9 protein-coding genes are annotated in these 17744 nt (G+C 55.3%); 1 reads left to right on the forward strand and 8 read right to left on the reverse strand.

All coding sequences use genetic code 11. The annotated features are described in order from the left end of the window. Positions 1-3: 3 nt before the first annotated feature. From MHI42_RS07815 to loaP, 7 genes are all read right to left on the reverse strand, one after another. Positions 4-5292, reverse strand: a complete 5289-nt coding sequence (locus tag MHI42_RS07815) for an SDR family oxidoreductase (protein ID WP_342423397.1) — start codon at positions 5290-5292, stop codon at positions 4-6. 4 nt (positions 5293-5296) lie between these two features. After that, positions 5297-6046 (reverse strand): polyketide synthase, encoded by a 750-nt coding sequence (locus MHI42_RS07820; protein WP_039293177.1) that lies wholly within the window; start codon positions 6044-6046, stop codon positions 5297-5299. Between the two features lie 5 nt (positions 6047-6051). Further along, complete coding sequence (locus MHI42_RS07825; RefSeq protein WP_042135870.1) at positions 6052-7314, reverse strand: hydroxymethylglutaryl-CoA synthase family protein; 1263 nt, start codon at positions 7312-7314, stop codon at positions 6052-6054. A 19-nt stretch (positions 7315-7333) separates the two neighbouring features. Further along, complete coding sequence (locus tag MHI42_RS07830; RefSeq protein ID WP_342423398.1) at positions 7334-12757, reverse strand: beta-ketoacyl synthase N-terminal-like domain-containing protein; 5424 nt, start codon at positions 12755-12757, stop codon at positions 7334-7336. Between the two features lie 3 nt (positions 12758-12760). Further along, a complete protein-coding gene (locus MHI42_RS07835; RefSeq protein WP_342423399.1) occupies positions 12761-13528 on the reverse strand; it encodes an enoyl-CoA hydratase/isomerase in 768 nt (255 codons plus the stop codon). Further along, on the reverse strand, positions 13525-14784 hold the full coding sequence (locus MHI42_RS07840) for a hydroxymethylglutaryl-CoA synthase family protein (RefSeq protein WP_342423400.1): 1260 nt from the start codon (positions 14782-14784) through the stop codon (positions 13525-13527). The genes MHI42_RS07835 and MHI42_RS07840 overlap by 4 nt, the downstream gene beginning before the upstream one ends. A gap of 424 nt (positions 14785-15208) precedes the next feature. Next, positions 15209-15805, reverse strand: a complete 597-nt coding sequence (gene loaP, locus MHI42_RS07845) for an antiterminator LoaP (protein ID WP_342423401.1) — start codon at positions 15803-15805, stop codon at positions 15209-15211. A 263-nt stretch (positions 15806-16068) separates the two neighbouring features. On the opposite strand from loaP, the gene MHI42_RS07850 reads away from it, so the two are divergent. Continuing rightward, complete coding sequence (locus tag MHI42_RS07850) at positions 16069-16476, forward strand: DUF3221 domain-containing protein (RefSeq protein WP_342423402.1); 408 nt, start codon at positions 16069-16071, stop codon at positions 16474-16476. A gap of 257 nt (positions 16477-16733) precedes the next feature. On the opposite strand, the gene MHI42_RS07855 is transcribed toward MHI42_RS07850, so the two are convergent. After that, positions 16734-17726: an aldo/keto reductase gene (locus MHI42_RS07855; protein WP_342423403.1), complete on the reverse strand. Its 993-nt coding sequence runs from the start codon at positions 17724-17726 to the stop codon at positions 16734-16736. Between the last annotated feature and the right edge of the window lie 18 nt (positions 17727-17744).

Raw genomic sequence — 17744 nt, forward strand, 5'->3', positions numbered from 1 at the left:
CCTTTAGGCGTACGATTCCCAGATGATCGGTTCGCTCTCCGCTTCACCCGGCTGCGAATCGTCAGTCCCCTCAAGCCCAGTGGTGCCGCCCGGCCCTCCATCCGGCTCCATAGCCGGCAGCGGCAGCGGACGGCGGAGCGCATCCGGCCCGCGAAGCTCCTCCCAGCCTTCGAGGATGATATGCGCGTTCGTGCCTCCGTCCGCAAAACAGTTCAGCGCTGCGGTACGGGGACCCGCCCACTCCTGATGCTCCCTGCTGAAATAAAAAGGCGAAGCGCCGATATCGAAATGCTTCATCGGCGTATGGCCGGACAGGAACGGAACATACCCCCGGCGGTCCAGCATCAAGACAAGCTTAATCAAGCCGGCGATGCCTTCTGCACACAGCGGATGTCCAATATTGGGCTTGGCAGACCCGATGCAAAGAGGCGGTCCGCCTGCCTTGCGGTACACGGCTTGGGTCGCCTTCAGCTCCAGCAGATCGTTCACCTCCGATCCTGACCCGTTCGCTTCAATGTAGCCGATCTCCTCCGGCTGCTTGCCGCTCCGGACCAGTGCCTGGCGCATCACTTCTGTCTGCGCCGTATAATTCGGCGCGGCCGGTCCCGCCGTCCGTCCGTCATTGTTCACGGCAACTCCCTTAATGACCGCATAAATCCGGTCTCCGTCTATCAGCGCTTGCGCTACAGGCTTAAGCAGTACGATTCCTGCTCCTTCCGACAGCACCACGCCACTCGCTTTCCCGTCGAAGATATGGAATTGCGGCTCAGGACTCAGGATGCCGCGCTGCCGGAACAGCCGGTGCGATTTATCGGATACGAGCAGACTGACACCGCCGACAAGCGCGCATTCGATCTCGCCGGCAAGCAGTGCCTGTACCGCCACGTTCAAGCCGACGAGCGCCGACGAGCAGGCCGTATCCAAGACCACACTCGGACCCCGAAGGTCAAAATATTGCGAAATGTTAGCCGCCAAATAGTTCGTTCCAACCGCCAGAATCGGATTCCGGGCCAGGAGCAGGCTGGCTTCGTCCGGCTCGTGCCGGCTCCGCGCGCCGATATAGACTCCGATGCTGCGTTCCTTGATCTCCTCCGGCACATAGCCTGCCTGATGCCATGCCTTCAGGCTCTCCTCGAGCAGCAGCAGCGCTTGAGGGTCCATCGCGTTCGCGTCTTCCTCCGACAGGCGGAAATGTGAGGCAGGCATCGTGCGCGAACAGTCAAGCAGCCCTGCATAATCAGCTGCTCCACCCGTCCAGTTATCCCGGGTTACCGTTCGGATCGCCGACCTTCCCTCTGACAATAGCCGCCAGTAGCCGTCCGGTGTCTCCGCTCCCGGGAAACGGCAGGACAGGCCGATAACCGCGATATCGGCCGGCCCCGTTCCTGTCCTCACTGCCGTGGCAGGAACAGGGGCTGCCTTTGGTGCGGGAGTCGGTTGAACCGGCTGCTTCTCCCGGCCGTTTAACGTCGCTCCGAGAATACCCTTGTCCTTATCCGGAGCTCCTTCTTCCGGATTTGTTGCGGCCCCCAGGGAGAGCGATGCGCCGTGTTTATCCGCCAGCCATTCCGACAGCAGGCGGATAGTCGGATATTCATATAATACCGACGGGTCCAGATCAATGCCGGCCGACTGCCGTACGGTTCGCAGCACCTGGGCAAGCATTATGGAATCGACGCCGTATTCGGTGAACGGCGTATCGGGATCAAGCCGCGACTGCGCAAGCTTCAGTTCCTTCGCAAAGATGCCGGTCAAGAGTGCCGACACGGAATACAGAAGGCCTTCTCTCCCGTCTTGTCCGGTATTATGGGCCGTCCCCTGCCGCACAGGCTGAGACTGCGGTTCCCCCTGCCCGCTCCCCAGGCTGCGAAGCAGCAGCTGTTCCGGCTTCCAGCGCTGCGGATCGATGACGGCCGGCAGCACGACCGGTCCAAGACCCCGGGCTAGAATACGATCCAGCAGCCTTAAGCCTTCGTCATTCGTATGCGACAGCAGACCACTTTGCCGATAGATCCGGCTCTTCACTTCGCCTATGCCCGTTTCCTTCCAATTGGGCCACTGGACGCTGACAACCGGGATTTCCCCGCGCCATGCCTGTGCCGCGTAATCCATATAAGCATTCGCCATTGCATAATCACTCTGTCCGGATGCAAGCGCCGGCACAATGGACGACACGGACGAGAACAGCATGAAGAACTGCAGCGGCTCGCTTTTCATGCAGCGGAGCAATACATCCAGCCCCGCTGTTTTTGGAGCCAGCACCTCCCGGATGCCGCTGCCTGATTTCCGGATAAACGCCGGCGTCTCCTGATCGACGATCCCGGCGCAATGAAGCACGCCGCCGATCCGGCCCCAGGTGGCTCTGACTTCATCGAAGCAGCGGCGCACCGCCTCTTCATCGGTCAGATCAAGGGACAGCACCTTCACGTCGGCCCCCAGTGCCTCGAGCTCTCTTACGGCCCGGATTTTCCGCCCGATCGCGCTGTCTGCATCCGCCTCGTATGCCTCCCACTGCGCCCGGGGCGGAAATGCTTCCCGCCCCGTCAGCACCAGCCGCCTAACGCCCCGGCGGTTGACGAAGTGCTTCGCGCAGAGCGCCCCTATGCCGCGGGTACCCCCGGTAATCCACAGCGTTTGCCCTTCCGGAAACGAGACGGGCGTCGCTTCTCCGCTATCCATAGGCAGCTCACCCAAGCAGGCGCGGTACCGCGTCCCGCTTAGGTAACGCACCTCGGCCTCCAGACTATCCGTCAGCAGCTCGGCCGCAATCGTCTCCGCCATAATAGGCTCGCCGCAATCCGGCCCGAAGTCGACATGCCGTGAACGAAGATGACTGTATTCGCTCTGCAGCATCCGGTACAAGCCGGCCCGCACAGCACCCGATAGATTGGCCGGGCCATCCTCCGCCTCCAGCCCCCGGGTTACGCCTATCAGCTTCATACCGTCCCGGCTCCCGAATTCGACCAGCCGCTGAAGCCAGGTTATCCAGTCTTCCTCCTCACCGCTCCGCTGCTTCCCGCAGCCGATTAAATCAATGAGACCCGAATAGACCGCTTGCTCCGGTGCGGGCTTGTCCAGCTCGCCGCGCAGCTGCTCGGGGCCGATGATCCGGGCCGGAGCAAGCTTATGCGACAGCAGCAGCGCTAACGGCTTCGTCTCCTCCGACGCCAGAATGGCGACCGTTCCACGGTTGCTGCCCGGCTCTGCACGGAGAGGGCAAGGCTCCCATTCCTTCCGCAGCATCCGCAGGCTGCGCCCCGCATGCGCGTCTTCGCCATTACGCTGCGCCTCCTGCCAGTGCTGTTCCGCCGCCGCGATGCCCCCGGCACCTTGTACAGGCGGCAGCCAATACCGTTCCTTCAGGAACGGATACGTCGGCAGGCTGATCCGCCGGGGCTTGCGGTCCCCATACCATGCGTCCCAGTCCGCCGCCGCCCCTTGTACCCACAGCTCAAGCGCCGGCTTCGCCTTCTTTTGCCGGATACAGCGGTTCATCAGGGGAGTCAGCTCCTGCTCCAGCAGGCGCCGGTCGGTGAGTGCGCGGCCTGTAACCATACCGTCTCCCCCGCCAGCAGACAGGTAACTGTTCAATGCATCAATAACCGCTTTTCTGGAATCCGCCTGAAAAGCAAGCCGTACCTCCATTGCATCACGGCCAGTCTGCAGCGTATAGGCAACATCGGCCAAATCGATCTGCTCCCGGGAAGCGATCACAACAGCCAGGCTTCGGGCGTAGTCCGCCAGCTGCTCACCGCTTTTGGCTGACAGCACGAACAACGGCTGAACGCCCGTCCCGGCGGAAGGTCTCTTGTCGTTATATTCCTCAAGGACAAGATGGGCATTGGTTCCGCTGAAGCCAAACGAACTGACCGCCGTGCGGCGCGGCGGTCCTTCGCGGCTCTCCCAGTCCTTCGTCTCCGTATTCACATAGAACGGCGAATCTTCGCAGGAATAGTGCTCATTCGGCACCCGGTAGTGCAGCGTCGGGACGAGCTTCTTATGACGCATAAGCAGCACGGCCTTCTGGATGCCGGCGATGCCGGCTGCCCCGGATGTATGGCCAATATTGCTTTTCACGGAGCCGATAGCGCAATAGCCTTTACGGTTCGTTCGTTCCTTAAATACGGCCGATATTGCCTCAAGCTCGATCGGATCGCCCAGCTTGGTGCCGGTTCCGTGCATCTCCACATAACCGATGCTCTCCGGATCAATGCCGTATTTCTCATAGATATCCCGCACAAGCTCCATCTGGCTGCTCAAGCTCGGCGCGGTGATGCCGTTCGTTCTCCCGTCCTGGTTGATGCCCGATCCGAGAATGACACCATGAATGGAGTCACCGTCCGCCTCTGCGTCTCCCAGCCGTTTCAGGACGATGGCGCCGACTCCTTCGCCGGGTACGAACCCGTTGGCACTGTTATCGAAGGCTTTGCACTGCCCGTCAGGTGAGAGCATGCCCGCATCGCACATCGAAACGTACGTTTCCGGGGTCAAATATAAGCTCACGCCGCCGGCCAGTGCCATATCGGTTTCCCGGTTCAATAACGCCTGGCAGGCCAGATGAACAGCAACAAGCGAGGAGGAGCAAGCCGTATCAATCGGGATTGCCGGCCCCTTCAGGTTCAGGTAATAAGCCAAGCGGGCGGCCGCTATGGCGTGGCTGCTTCCCGTCGTATGGGCAAAGCCAAAGCCGGAAGACATGTCCGCCTTTCCTCTCTCTCTGCACAGCGCCCCATATTCGCTGCTCATGATGCCGAGATATAGACCGCACTTCATGCCGTCCAGCCGCTGCGGGCTATATCCGGCGTCTTCAAACGCCTTGTACCCTTCCTGCAAAAACAACCGGTGCTGCGGATCCATCCATTCCGCTTCCGTCGGTGATATATGAAAAAAGAGCGGATCGAAATCCGCAAAGTCTTCGAGCATTCCCAGCCATTTGGCATATATTTTTCCTTTTTGAGGATGCGGATTGTAGTAGTTGCCGGTATTCCAGCGTGACGGGGGAATCTCCTTGACGGAATTCCTTCCCGCCGACAAATTGTCCCAATACTGCGGCAAATCGTCAGCCTCCGGATATTTGCCGGACATTCCGACAATCGCGATGGCTTCCCGGCCGGCAACCGTCCGGTCCGCAGGCTTATTCCGCCGCCCGTCTATGTTCGTATACGATTCGGCTGCGGCTGTCTGTCCTTTGCCGGATGCCAGAAGCGCCTTAGCTTCATCCGGCCGGATTTCCTTTCGCATCAGCGCCTGCAATATCTGTTCCGCATTCATCGGCATTCCCTCTTTTGCCATAAATTCAATTCCCGAACAAATTCATAATCCGGTCCCGCACTTCATCCTGAAAGAATGTCTTGGTGTGCATGTCAAGCTCCTGCTGCACAACTTCCGGAAGCTCCCTGCGCAGAGACGCGGTCAAATGGTCTTTGAGCGTTATTAAGGATATCCTTGGTTTCTCCGCTAACTGTCTGGCTACGCCGTACGCATGCTCCAGCACTTCATTCCTTGGCAGTACAGGGAACGGAATACCTCTTTTCTGCAGCTCCGCGCCCCGATAGCTGCCTGCGCTGAGAAGCATTTCCTGCGCCAGGCTCATGCCCAGCTTACGGGGTACGATCAGTGTGGAGCCGAAGCCGGGCGTAAAGCCGTATTTCATAAAATTCGTATTGTATACGCTTTCCAAACTAAGAATGACTATATCTGAAAATAACCCGAGCACGAATCCGCCGCCAATTCCGTGACCCTGCATGGCGGATATTACCGGGATTTTGCAATTTAAGGCCAGGCTGTACACATCGAGATCGGTGAACCGGGCGCGGCCTTCATGAAGGCTTAGCAGTGACTCACGGGTACCGCCGGAGGCGAAGTAGCTATCGTATCCGGTCAGAATGACCGCTTTGCCATCCGGATTGGCATCGATCTCCGCAAAGGCCGACCGCAGCCCGGCGATCAGCTCTCCGGAGAACATATTCCGGTTAGCACGGTCCTCCATCGTAATTTGGAAAATGCCTGCTTCCGCTTCATCCAGCCGAACGACCGAAGAGAACATTGCCATCAGCCCCCCCAGCTGTATTCACGGTGATAATCCCGGACCTGCACAAGCTCCAGCCGGCCTTTACCCCGCAATGCCTGCCAAGCCTCCGGGATCAGCTGTGAATGGGGCTTCGCATTACGGGTTCCGAATTTGATCGCCTGCGTATCCCGCAAGAGCTCATCGTATTCCGCCATTGACAGCGGATAACGTTCGCCCAGCGCCCGTTCGATGCCGAAACGCCGCTGCCGCCGCTGGCCTTCCGCCGTCACGACACCGCTATAAAACTCGGAGCAGCATCCCGAGCCGTAAGAGAAACACCCGATTCGCCCCGGCGTCTCGAAGCTGCCCTGGTCGATGGTGCCGGCGAGAGACAGAAACAGCGTCGCCCCCATAATATTGCCTACCCGCTGGCAATAACTGATTCCCGGCATGACACGCCGGAGGAAATCCTCCTCGATTTCAGCTTGGCCTGCCTTTGCTTCCTTTCGCATCATGGTGCGGTGGGCACCTTTGACCATTCCGCCGAATGGCGTATGGCTGGCCAGATACTGGAACGTGCTCCGGTAATCCGCACCGATTACCCGCTTTTTGTATTCCTGGAACGTTTGCTGGCAGCAATCCAGGTAGGAGAGCAAGGATAGATCCACATCGCCCGCCTCCGTATCCGGAACAGGGCGGCAGGTATCCATCACTTCATATCCGTAATAACCGTTCGCTCCGATATCGGCTTCGAATACAGCCGGATTCTCGCCGACCAGCACCGCTGCTGCACCCGAGCCACCGCTCGGTTCAGCGAACGACCAGTCCGCCCCTTCGGCCTCGGCGGCGTCAGCTGCCGAGAACCGGGAGATGTCCGTCGCGATCACCAGCGCCTTGGCTCCGGGCGAGGTTTGCGACAATACGAAATTGACGGCCATCTGGAATCCTGCTGTACCGGAATAACAGGCCTGTTTGATTTCGAATAGCCGGCAGTTCCGGCTTAAACCCAGATAATGATGGATGTAGGTGCTGAGCGATTTGCCGAAATCGATGCCCGATTCCGTGCAAGTCACAAGCAGCTCTATCCGCCCGATCTCCTCCGGTGTCATATCATCGAGGAGCGGTTTGGCGGCGTTGACGCCGAACGTAACGGCATCCTCATAGGGCATCGCCACCGTTTTTTCCTTCACCAGCAAATTCTCGAACCGGGAGGTGTCCAGGCTGCGGAATTTGGCCAGCTCGAGAACATCCAGGCTGGCCGACCCGCCGTACACATTCATCGCTTCGATTCCAACCGAGACCATCTTATCGCACTCCCATCGTTTATTTTGAAGCTCCCGTATAGCGAAGCTGCTGCAAGTAATGACCGGCTTGGCCGCTGTCCAGCGTCCCCGTGTATACCTTTTCCAATATCTCGTCGACCGACAGCTCGGCCTCAGCTGTGCCCGCGCTAGGCGGACCTTCCTTTTCTGCCTGCGTTTCCTCAACGTATTCCGCAAAATCATACAGCGTCGGATAGGCGTAGATTTGGGTTGCCGTTATTGCTGTGCCGAACAGGCGGTTAACCGTCTGAATCCATTCCACGCCGATGACCGAATCCAGCCCCAAATCAACAAATTTCCGGGAAGGATCAATCTCTTCAGGCTTCATATACAAAGCTTCCGCCAAGCTTACAGCCAGCTGCTTCCGCAGATCCGACCGCCCTGCGGATAGAGCGGACACCGGCGGGTGAAGGACCGCTTCCTCCTTCGGCAGATCAGCAATACGCCCCTCGGATGATGGGGATATCAGCTGGACCAAATACCCGGAAAAATCCCGTAGTGTCGGATACTCATACACTTTCGTTGCCGGAATTTTCGTGCCATACCGTTTGTTAAGGGTCTGAATCCATTCAACCCCGATAATGGAATCCAGCCCGAAATCAACGAACTTCCCGCCCGGGTCGATCTCGCTGCGCTTCATGTAGAGCGCCTCAGCCAAGCTAAGTGCCAGTTCTTCCTGTAACACGTGCTCGTTACCGGCTTCGCGCAGGTCCGGCCTGCGCTGCGGTTCCCTGCCGCTGGACGCTCCGGCGGTAGGGGGCAGCAATTCGGAGGAAGGCTTGAGCGAGATGAAAGGTCTGGAACGGTCTGCCGCTTGTACGGTGCTCTTGGACCCGTATTCGGTTACCGGCCGCAACGCTGTTATCCCCCGCAGCTCCGAAACTTCCTGCGTGTGGGCGTCAGCCGTTGAAGCCGTCTGCGGATCTACATGCGGCTTTGTCGCGGCCGGAGCGGAGACCACCGGGTATGAACCGGACTCGTATCGAGCCGGCGCAGTGTCCGGCGCTTTCGGCTGCTGCTCCGAGGCCACTTTGCTCCTTCTGTCACCAATCCAATACCGCTCCCGCTGGAACGGGTAGGTTGGCAGTCCAATCCGGGGAACGGGAACGCCGGTGTACATCGCCTTCCAATCAAGATCGTAGCCTGCGGCGTACAGCTCCGCCAATGCATGAAGGCCGTTCTCCAGGGCCGCGTCCCGTACCGATTCTATTTCCTTGATAATTCCCTGTCCCAGCTCTTCGAAGAGCGGTTGACGGCGGAATTTCCCATTCACGCCAAGATGCCCGGCACTGAAATACCCGCCCGTATCGCGTCCTTCAAGCAGCGCCTCGAGCTTATCCTTCATATCCTCCCGGCTTTGAACGACGAAGGCGGCCCGTGCCCCTGCGAAATGCTCCCTGCCGTTCAGCAATGCGGCGCATACTTCGGCAATCCGGTACGCTTCTCCATTCCGTTCGAGCCATAGCAGTAAATCTCTCGCCCGGTTCTGTAACGCTTGCTCCGATTTAGCGGAGATGCACAGCAGTTCGTGTGAACGGTCCAGCGGGGACAGAATCTTCCGCTCCGGCGCTTCTTCCACCAGCACATGGGCATTCGTACCTCCGGACCCGAAGCTGCTGACGCCTCCCCTGCGCAGCGGATGACCTTCCGGCAAAGGCCAGGACTGCTGCTCCGAGGCAACGAAGAAGGGGGACTGGTCCAGCGAGCAATGCGGATTCAGCTCATGAAAATGCAGTGAAGCCGGAATACTCCGGTTCCGCATGCTGACCACAAGCTTAAGCAGCCCGGCGATCCCCGCAGCTCCCTCTAGATGTCCGATATTCGTCTTAATCGAGCCTAAACCGCAGTAAGGCTGCGGGAAATCCTCCGTTTTACCGCCGGACAGCCTGGTGAACGCCTCCTTCAAGCCGCCGATCTCCACCGGATCACCGAGCGAAGTGCCCGTTCCGTGCGCTTCGATATAGCCGACCGTTTCGGGAGCAAAGCCAGCCTTAAGAAGAGCGGCGGCTACCAGATCGGCCTGCTTGGCCGGATTCGGAACCGTAAGTCCTCCGGCCTGGCCTCCATGGTTAACAGCCGTGCCTTTGATAACGGCAAGGATGGTATCCTGATCCTGCAGCGCTTGATCAAGCGGTTTCAGCAGCACCATGCCGGCTCCTTCCCCGCGCACGTATCCGTTCGCTTCGGCATCGAACGTGCGGCAGGCGCCGTCCTTCGACAGCATCCCCGCCTGGTAATAGGTGATGCTGTTGGCCGGGTGGCACATCAGATGGATGCCGCCCACAAGCGCCTGCCCGCATTCTCCATCAGTCATGGAACGTACGGCCTCATGTATGGCTACAAGCGAGCTGGAGCAGGCCGTATCGATCAACAGACTCGGACCATGCAGATTAAAATAATACGAAAGGCGGTTCGGCAGGGCCGCCATAGAAGCGCCGGGACCGTAGTAAACCTCGTGCTTATCCAGCAGCCTCTGATAATCAGAGCCGCTGGCTCCGATAAACACGCCTGTATCGCTTCCGGCCAGCTCCTTGGCCGGATAACCTGCGTGTTCGAAGCATTCCCAGGCAAGCTCAAGCAGCAGACGCTGCTGCGGGTCAATCCATTCGGCTTCCTTCGGGGAGATCCGGAAAAACGAAGGATCGAAGCCCGAAACATCATCCAAAAAACCGCCCCTATCGATTCCCCTATGGGATTGAGCCGTATCGATGGAATCCGGCCACTCCCATCTGCCGTCCGGCATACGCCCGACGGCGTTTCTTCCTTCTTGCAGCAGCTCCCACAGTTCATCCAGATTGGACACGCCCCCGGGAAACCGGCAGGCGGCGGCAACGATAGCGATACCGTTATCCGGTGCCGCTTCGCCATTCCTGGCAGCAGCTTGACGCAGGTTCCCGCTATCCGTGCAATCCGGAGCATCAACGGGCTTCACAGCGGCAACCTCCTCTTCGGCTTGCGGCTCCTGAGGGGCAGCCTGATCCTCCAAGTAAGCAACGATGAGCTGCGGCGTATTATATTGAAAGAAAAAGGCCGGCTCTAATCGGACAGAAAACTCGTGGCTGATCCGTTCGTTCAGCTCCAGCAGATCCGCCGAATCCAGTCCCATCTCCATCAAAGGCTGGTCCATGGAGAATTCTTGACCGCCCCCCAGGACGAGACCGATAACCTTCGTCACGTAGTCGCGGATCAAGCCGTTTCGGGATGGAACATTTCTGGCCGGCAGCGGCATCTTCGCCGCGGGTAACGCTTTCACTTCTTCAAGCGAAGGCGATGGTGCATGCTTATGCTTCTGATGCCGGTGCTGCAAATCGTATTCGATCCAGACGCCTTGACCCTCGTTCGCGGTATCGAGCGGCCGGTAGCCCGGTATCAATTGCTTGATCTCCGCCCCATGCCATTCATGAAATCTTAAATTCGGGTCCGCCGGGCTGCCATGCTCGTTGCGCAGCCGGATATAATCCTCCAGCGGGACCCCGGAATTCCGCGAGTAATTCTTGCACCGGGTAATGCCTGCTACGGTATGCACTCCGCTAATCAGGCTGCATCGCAGCAGCATAAATTCCAGCAGCTGGTCCCCCAAATTCCGGTGCTGCATCCCGGGCAGAATGTTCAGTCCAAGCAGCTGGACTACCGGTCCATTCTCCTCTTGCAGCTCTTCCAACCGGCCGAAGGAAGCCTGCCTCAGCTGCCCGGATGCTCCAATTCTCTGGGAGTATACCGCTCCGGCTATTCTTCCATCCACTTCAAGGACAAGCTGACCCGCCGGGTCCTGCTCCCATCTGCGCCGGATAGAGGAGGGCGGCGTCCGTAGATCCGGCTCCCAGCATGCCTCCTCCAGCTCCTCTAGAGCCGGCATATCGTCCAGACGGGCATACCGGATTCTATAGTCTCTCCGTTCGAACCGGTTCAAGGTAATACGGCCGAAGGGCATCGTCTTTGGGTATTTGCGGAAATAATTAGAATCCGGAAACAAGCCCGCCTCGGATGCGGCCATTAGAAACTGCTCTGCACCTACAAGAAGCTGCTGGGAGAAAGCGTGGTAAGCATCGAAATGCAAGCTTTCGCATTTACTTATATAATCGCGTACAGTCCGCGTCTCCAGGCCGTGTACCTCCAGGATGATTATACCGTCCTTACCCATGACGGATGCCCAGCGTTCCAGATGCTCCACCAGGCTTTGAAACACGTCGGTTCCCGGAATTTCATTCCCTTCCGAATCCGTATACGGCTGGTCGAAACGGACCCGCGAGCGGGCAGCGGCCGACACCTGATCTGCCGGCGGCAGGTAGGGGCGGTCATGATCGAGAAACGAACGGACATGCAGAATATGCTCCGGGTCCCCGATCCCCAGCTCCCTCAAATCCCGGATCACCTGGGCCGGATCGCCAATATTGCCCTTGAGCACCAGATGCTCCGTCCCCTGCAGGGTCAGGCTTGTCGCGTCCAGCGCCTTCCCGTTATAATCGATGCCGATCAGCTTAAGCGGATATTCCTGCAAATGCCGGCCCCGGACCGTTTTATCCCGGATGATGGCATGCATCTTCTTCAGCAGGGAGCCGTCCCCGCATCCCATGTCGGCGATATATTTCGGCTGCTCCGCGAGCGGCTCACGGTTGAATATCGCCAGGACGATTTCCTCCATATCGGAGAAATATTTCTCATGCTGAAATCCGCTGCCCACGACATTCAACGTCCGGTCGATATGCAGCTCATGCCCTTCCCCGTCATGTCCGAAGACTGCCCTGGAATCCCCGAACAGAATCTCGTCCATACTCATGAGCATCGGCCGGTAGGCGGCCATCGCCGCGGTAATGAAAATACGGTCCACCATAAAGCGGCCCGTATCAGTCAGGCAATCCTCTTCCTTAACTTGCGCCAGCCAGCCGTGATGTGAAAAGTAACGCTTAATCTCCTTACGGGTGCGCGCCCCCATGTTCTTCAGCAGCAGCGTGTTGCTTCCGTCTTGCCCGTAGCTTAGCTGGCCGTTTTCTTTCAGTGCCAGGAGGAGCGGAATCACCAGCAAGCCGTCCATAAACCGGGCCATGACCGGGTTCTGCATATCCCACTGCCGCTCCGACCGTTCGATCCAATGCTCCAGTGTGAGCTTGGATGGGTTTCTTTTTAAATATGATTTCATCGGAAAAGACAACAGCGGCACGCCTTCCTCCCGCATCTGTTCATGAACATCGGCCGAAGCCGTGCGGATATAAGCATCCCCTTCGCTTCTCTCCACCCAATGCATCGATTCAAGCATGTTCAGCGCGATGCGTAAAGAACCCTTGTTGGCGTTCAGTTTCCCGCAAAGCTCCTGAAATGAAACCGGGTCCGTCAAGGACAGCTCCGCGAAAAGTCCCTGCTTGCTGCATGCTGCAATGACGGGAATGGCTACATAGCCATTACTATAATCGTTCAATATCGTCAGCATAGATTATTCGTCCTCCCAAGGAAATTGTCCCTTCTCCACATAGCGGTAAATCTTCTCCAGATTCCGGGGGTCCGCGAAAATCTTCTCGTTAGCCGCCAAAGCTAACGGTTTGGATGTCGTCAATATCCCGCGCAGCTCGTTCATATAGGTTTTGTAATGCGCAATCGCGGGTTTCGGCAGCTTCTTGAGCCGGAGTAAATGCCTGCGGAGCAGCATTTCGCTGTCCGGGCCGTACCCGTCCACAATCCCCCACGCATGCGCTTCCTGTACCGGAATCGGCTTCGTTGTAAGGGTCATGTAATGAGCCTTCTGAAAGCCCGTCCGCCGAATGAGAAACGGTAATACGCAAGCAGGAAAAAGCCCGAACAGAAGCTCGGACAAGCTGAACTCCGCCTTCTCGTCTGCCAGCACGATATCGCAAGCGGCTGCGAAGCCTACCCCTCCGGCGTTCGCTTTGCCTCTGACATGGGCAATCGTAATGAATGGACCTGTCGCCAGCTTCTGCCACAGGGCATACAAAGGCTCCGGACGATTGTCCAGCGGCTCCCCCACCGTCAGCTTGGCGTGAATACCCTTGAAGTCAGCACCTGTGCAGAAAATACCGTCCATGCCTTCCAGTACAATGACCGACGAACTTTCCTCACATTGCGCCAGCGCGTGTGAGCATTCTTCGACCAACCGGTCGTTTATCGTATTGCCGGCTTCCGGACGGTTCAGCTGAAGATAACAGACCTGCCCCTGAGCCCGGACCTTAATCGTGTCATAGTTCATGAGGTCCACCTGTATTCCCGGTGATATTCACGGATTTCCTCCAGAACGAGGCGTGCACTCCCGCTTACAGACTTCAGTGCGCCGGGCAGTACTTCCGGATCAATCTTCAGATTGCGTGTGCCGAATCGAAGCGCGTTCGCAGGCTGGAACAACGATTCATATTCGTCAATCGATAGCGGATAACGCTCATCGAGCTGTTGGCCGATCATGAAACTGCGCTGAAGCTCCTGCCCTTTAGCTGAAGCAACTCCGCTAAAAAATTCGGAGCAGCAGCCGGAGCCGTAAGAGAAGCAGCCGATTCGGCCCGGCGTATCGAGACTTGCATGATCGATCGTACTCGCCAGCGAGAGTAGTGCCGTCGCGCCCATAATATTGCCTACCCGCTGGCAGTACACCATACCGGGCCTAACCCGCCTTTGGAAGTCCGCTTCAATTTCAGGCGGCTTCGCCTGGGCCAGCTTCCGCATCATCGACCGGTGGGCACCCTTCACCATTCCCCCGAAAGGGGTATGGAAAGCGAGATATTGAAAGGTCTCCCTGTAATCGGCTTCCGGCACCCTTTTTTTGTACTCCCGGAATGTCTGCTCGCAGCAGTCCAGATAAGACATCAAGGATAAGTCGGCATCGCCGGCTTCGCTGTCGGGAACCGGGCGGCAGCTGTCCATCACTTCATAGCCGTAATATCCGCTCGCCCCTACGTCGATCTGAAATACATACGGACGGGAGCTGACCAGCACAGCAACAGCGCCGGCCCCGGCGCTCGGTTCGGCGAACGACCAATCAGCCGTCAGCACCTCCCCCGGCTCCACAGTCATGAAGCGGGAGATATCCGTCGCGACAACGAGAGCCTTCGCCCCCGGTGATGCTTGAGACAGCACGAAGCTGATGGCCGTCTGCAGGCCCGCGATGCCTGAGTAACAGGCCTGCTTGATCTCGAATAACCGGCAGTTCCGGTTCAGACCCAAATAATGATGTATATAGGTGCTAATCGACTTGCCGAAGTCGATGCCTGATTCCGTACAGGTGATAAGCAGCTCAATCCGATCCTTTTCTTCCGGCCGCAACGCATCAACAAGCGGCTTCGCCGCATTCACGCCGAATGTGACCGGATCTTCGAACGGCAGCGCGACAGCCTTCTCTTTCATCATCAAATTGTCGAACCGGGTTGTATCCAATCCGCGATGCTTGGCCAGCTGCAGCACATCCAGAAAGGCGGACCCTCCATAGACATTCAACGCTTCAATTCCGACAGGCATTCTATTCTCGCCCTCTCTGCTTTAAGTTTCTTCCTATCTGCTAAGACATATAGCCGTATTCATTCCGCTAGAGCCCGGTCGGGCAGCAGCGCATATGACGAGCCCCATCCGTAATGCCTTACGCTTCCATATCATACTTATGGTGACAGAGCTGCTCGCCTCCTTTCCTTTGGCAGGGCCTCCTTAGGGTTCATTGCCGGAACGATACTGCCGCATTCCCCTTTCCCGGATAAAATAAAAAGACCGGACACAGGTGTGTCTAGTCTTTATATATATGTATTGAAATTTGGAATTCATAATGTCGACAGCTTCGCCCTTTCATGCTTCCTTCCGGAAGGCACTACCATTTCTATCCTATATCCATCGGTTGCCATATAACGTGCCGAAACATCGGTTATACAGCTTCCGGTTTCATTAGCTAAAGTTATTCCTGTACAAGATTCGTTTCCGGCTCCAAAAGGATAATTCCTAAATCGATCGTTCTCCCGCCGCCCAACAACTGAAGACTCACCTTCGCGCGCCTTTTGCGTTTGTCAACTTTGGTGACGAGCTCCTCTTTTCCAGTTAAGGGGCCCGACACGACGTTCATACGGGAGTTCTCAAAATACACCCTAGAATTCTCCGCCACATCGTCATGATCGAGCAGCCCCAATATAGGACTAATCTCCTCTTCCGGTATTTGCTTAAAATACTGCTCCTCAGAGTTCTCCAAATTATTCATAGCTTGGTGCTTATAGATAAGATCCTTGCGGCTGCAGTAGTTTAATAACCGGTAGACATGGGGGTTCTTCTGAAGGATATAATAGGTAGAGTAATTCATTTGAGTCTGGATGAACACATAGCCCGGAAATAACAGTCTTTCAATTAAATCATATTGACCGGCTCTTCTTTCCGAAATTTGCTTCTTGGGAACGACGCAGCGGAGCAACTCTCCGGTAAATAGCCGCTGCAGAGATGACTTCACACGGTCTTCGCAGCCATTTCGAACGAATAATACGTACCAGCTCATAATATCCCCCAATAGTAAAAGATTAGAGACAGGCGGACCTTCCGATGAATGAATGCCCGACCTTGTTATAATCAACATATTAGAAAAGAAATTATATAATTGCTATTTTACTCATTATATACCAAAGGTTAGGAGTCTTCAACGATCAGTTACTAGAATCATTGCGCTATTTCTAATTCTTCATTTATTTGCAGCATTTGCTCTGAACATTCTGATGTTAACAGAAATTCAATATATATCCCCCATCAAATGTCATAAATTAAAAGGAGAAATCAATGGCCCAAAAAAACACTATCTTTAAAAATACTATCCTTAATAAGATTCCTATCTTAATTTTCATTTGTTTGTTCTTGCTTACTTCTTGTAATAAGGATGCTGAAGTATTTATTGGAACTGTACACACAATAGATATAGAAAATAAAAGACTGCTAGTTATATCTGGCTTAAAAGAAGAGGATTTCAATAAGAGTTACAAAGAACTTCTCAATTCTAATGAGTACACTAAGGTCATTTGGGTAAGTAAAGTTTCTCCCTCTAGATTCAAACAGGGTGATGAGATTGAAATAACCTATAGCGTGAGCGATGATTCTTATCCGGCACAAGTAACTGCGAAGAAAATCACTAAAATTAGTGGAAAGAAATTAGATAAGGAATACATTAATCAGTCTACAATTAGATTATAATTGTTGCTATATTCGATTCATAAAAAAAGAGCACCTGAACGACTACTATCAGACGTCTGGTGCTCTTATATTTATGTAGTAGACAGAATTATTGTATAATTTCTTGAAATCTAATTATATAAATCTCAAGTTTCCTTATTCTTTATTAGGGCGTTTCTAAAAACTAATTTTAATAGATTGTAATAAAAAAGCGATAAGTAAGCCCTTTATCTGGCCTGCTTATCGCTTTTTATCTCGTCATTTCATTAAGACAATATTTATTTAAAACCAACATTAGACCCATACACCGGATGTGGTACATATGCATCTTCCAATAACGATATTTCTTCAGAAGTTAATGTAATGGAAAGGGCAGCGGCGGCATCCTCAAGGTGAGAGATTTTCGTAGCACCGATAATGGGAGCAGTAACCGGCTCTTTCTGCAATAACCAGGCAAGTGCAATTTGTACGCGGGGAACGTCATATTTTGCTGCAATTGCGGCAACCTGATCGATAATTATCCGGTCAGCTTCTGCAGTAGCGTCATACTTGGCTTTTTGCACCTGATCGGTTTCTGAACGCTGCGTGGTTTCCTGCCAATCACGAGTCAAGCGGCCTGAGGCAAGCGGACTAAATGGAATGACCCCAATGCCTTCTGCCTTACACAGCGGCATCATTTCCCTCTCCTCTTCACGGTAGATCAGATTGTAGTGATTTTGCATCGTTACAAACCGGGTCCAGCCATGTTTCTCGGCGACATGCAGTGCCTTTTGGAACTGCCAGGCCTGCATGACGGAAGCTCCGATATATCTCGCCTTACCGGCCTTTACTACATCATGTAATGCCTCCATCGTTTCTTCAATCGGTGTATGTTCATCCCAGCGGTGAATTTGATACAGATCCACATAGTCCGTTCCAAGTCGTTTGAGGCTCTTATCAATTTCACTCATAACTGCCTTTCGGGAGAGGCCGGCACCGTTAGGGCCTTCATGCATGCGGGAAAACACTTTTGTCGCAATAACGACTTCATCTCGATTAGCATAATCCTTAAGTGCACGGCCCACAATTTCCTCGCTTGTTCCTTCCGCATAGACATTTGCTGTATCAAAAAAGTTAATGCCCAGCTCCATTGCTTTTTTTATGATCGGACGGCTGTTCTCTTCATTAAGTACCCACTTATGAAATCCACGGCCGGGTTCACCAAAGCCCATGCAGCCTAGGCAAAGTCTAGAAACATCCAACCCGGTATTCCCAAGTTTCACGTACTCCATCTGAATCATCCCTCACTT

This window comes from Paenibacillus sp. FSL E2-0178, from assembly GCF_038593005.1.
GTDB lineage: Bacteria > Bacillota > Bacilli > Paenibacillales > Paenibacillaceae > Paenibacillus_AQ > Paenibacillus_AQ phytohabitans.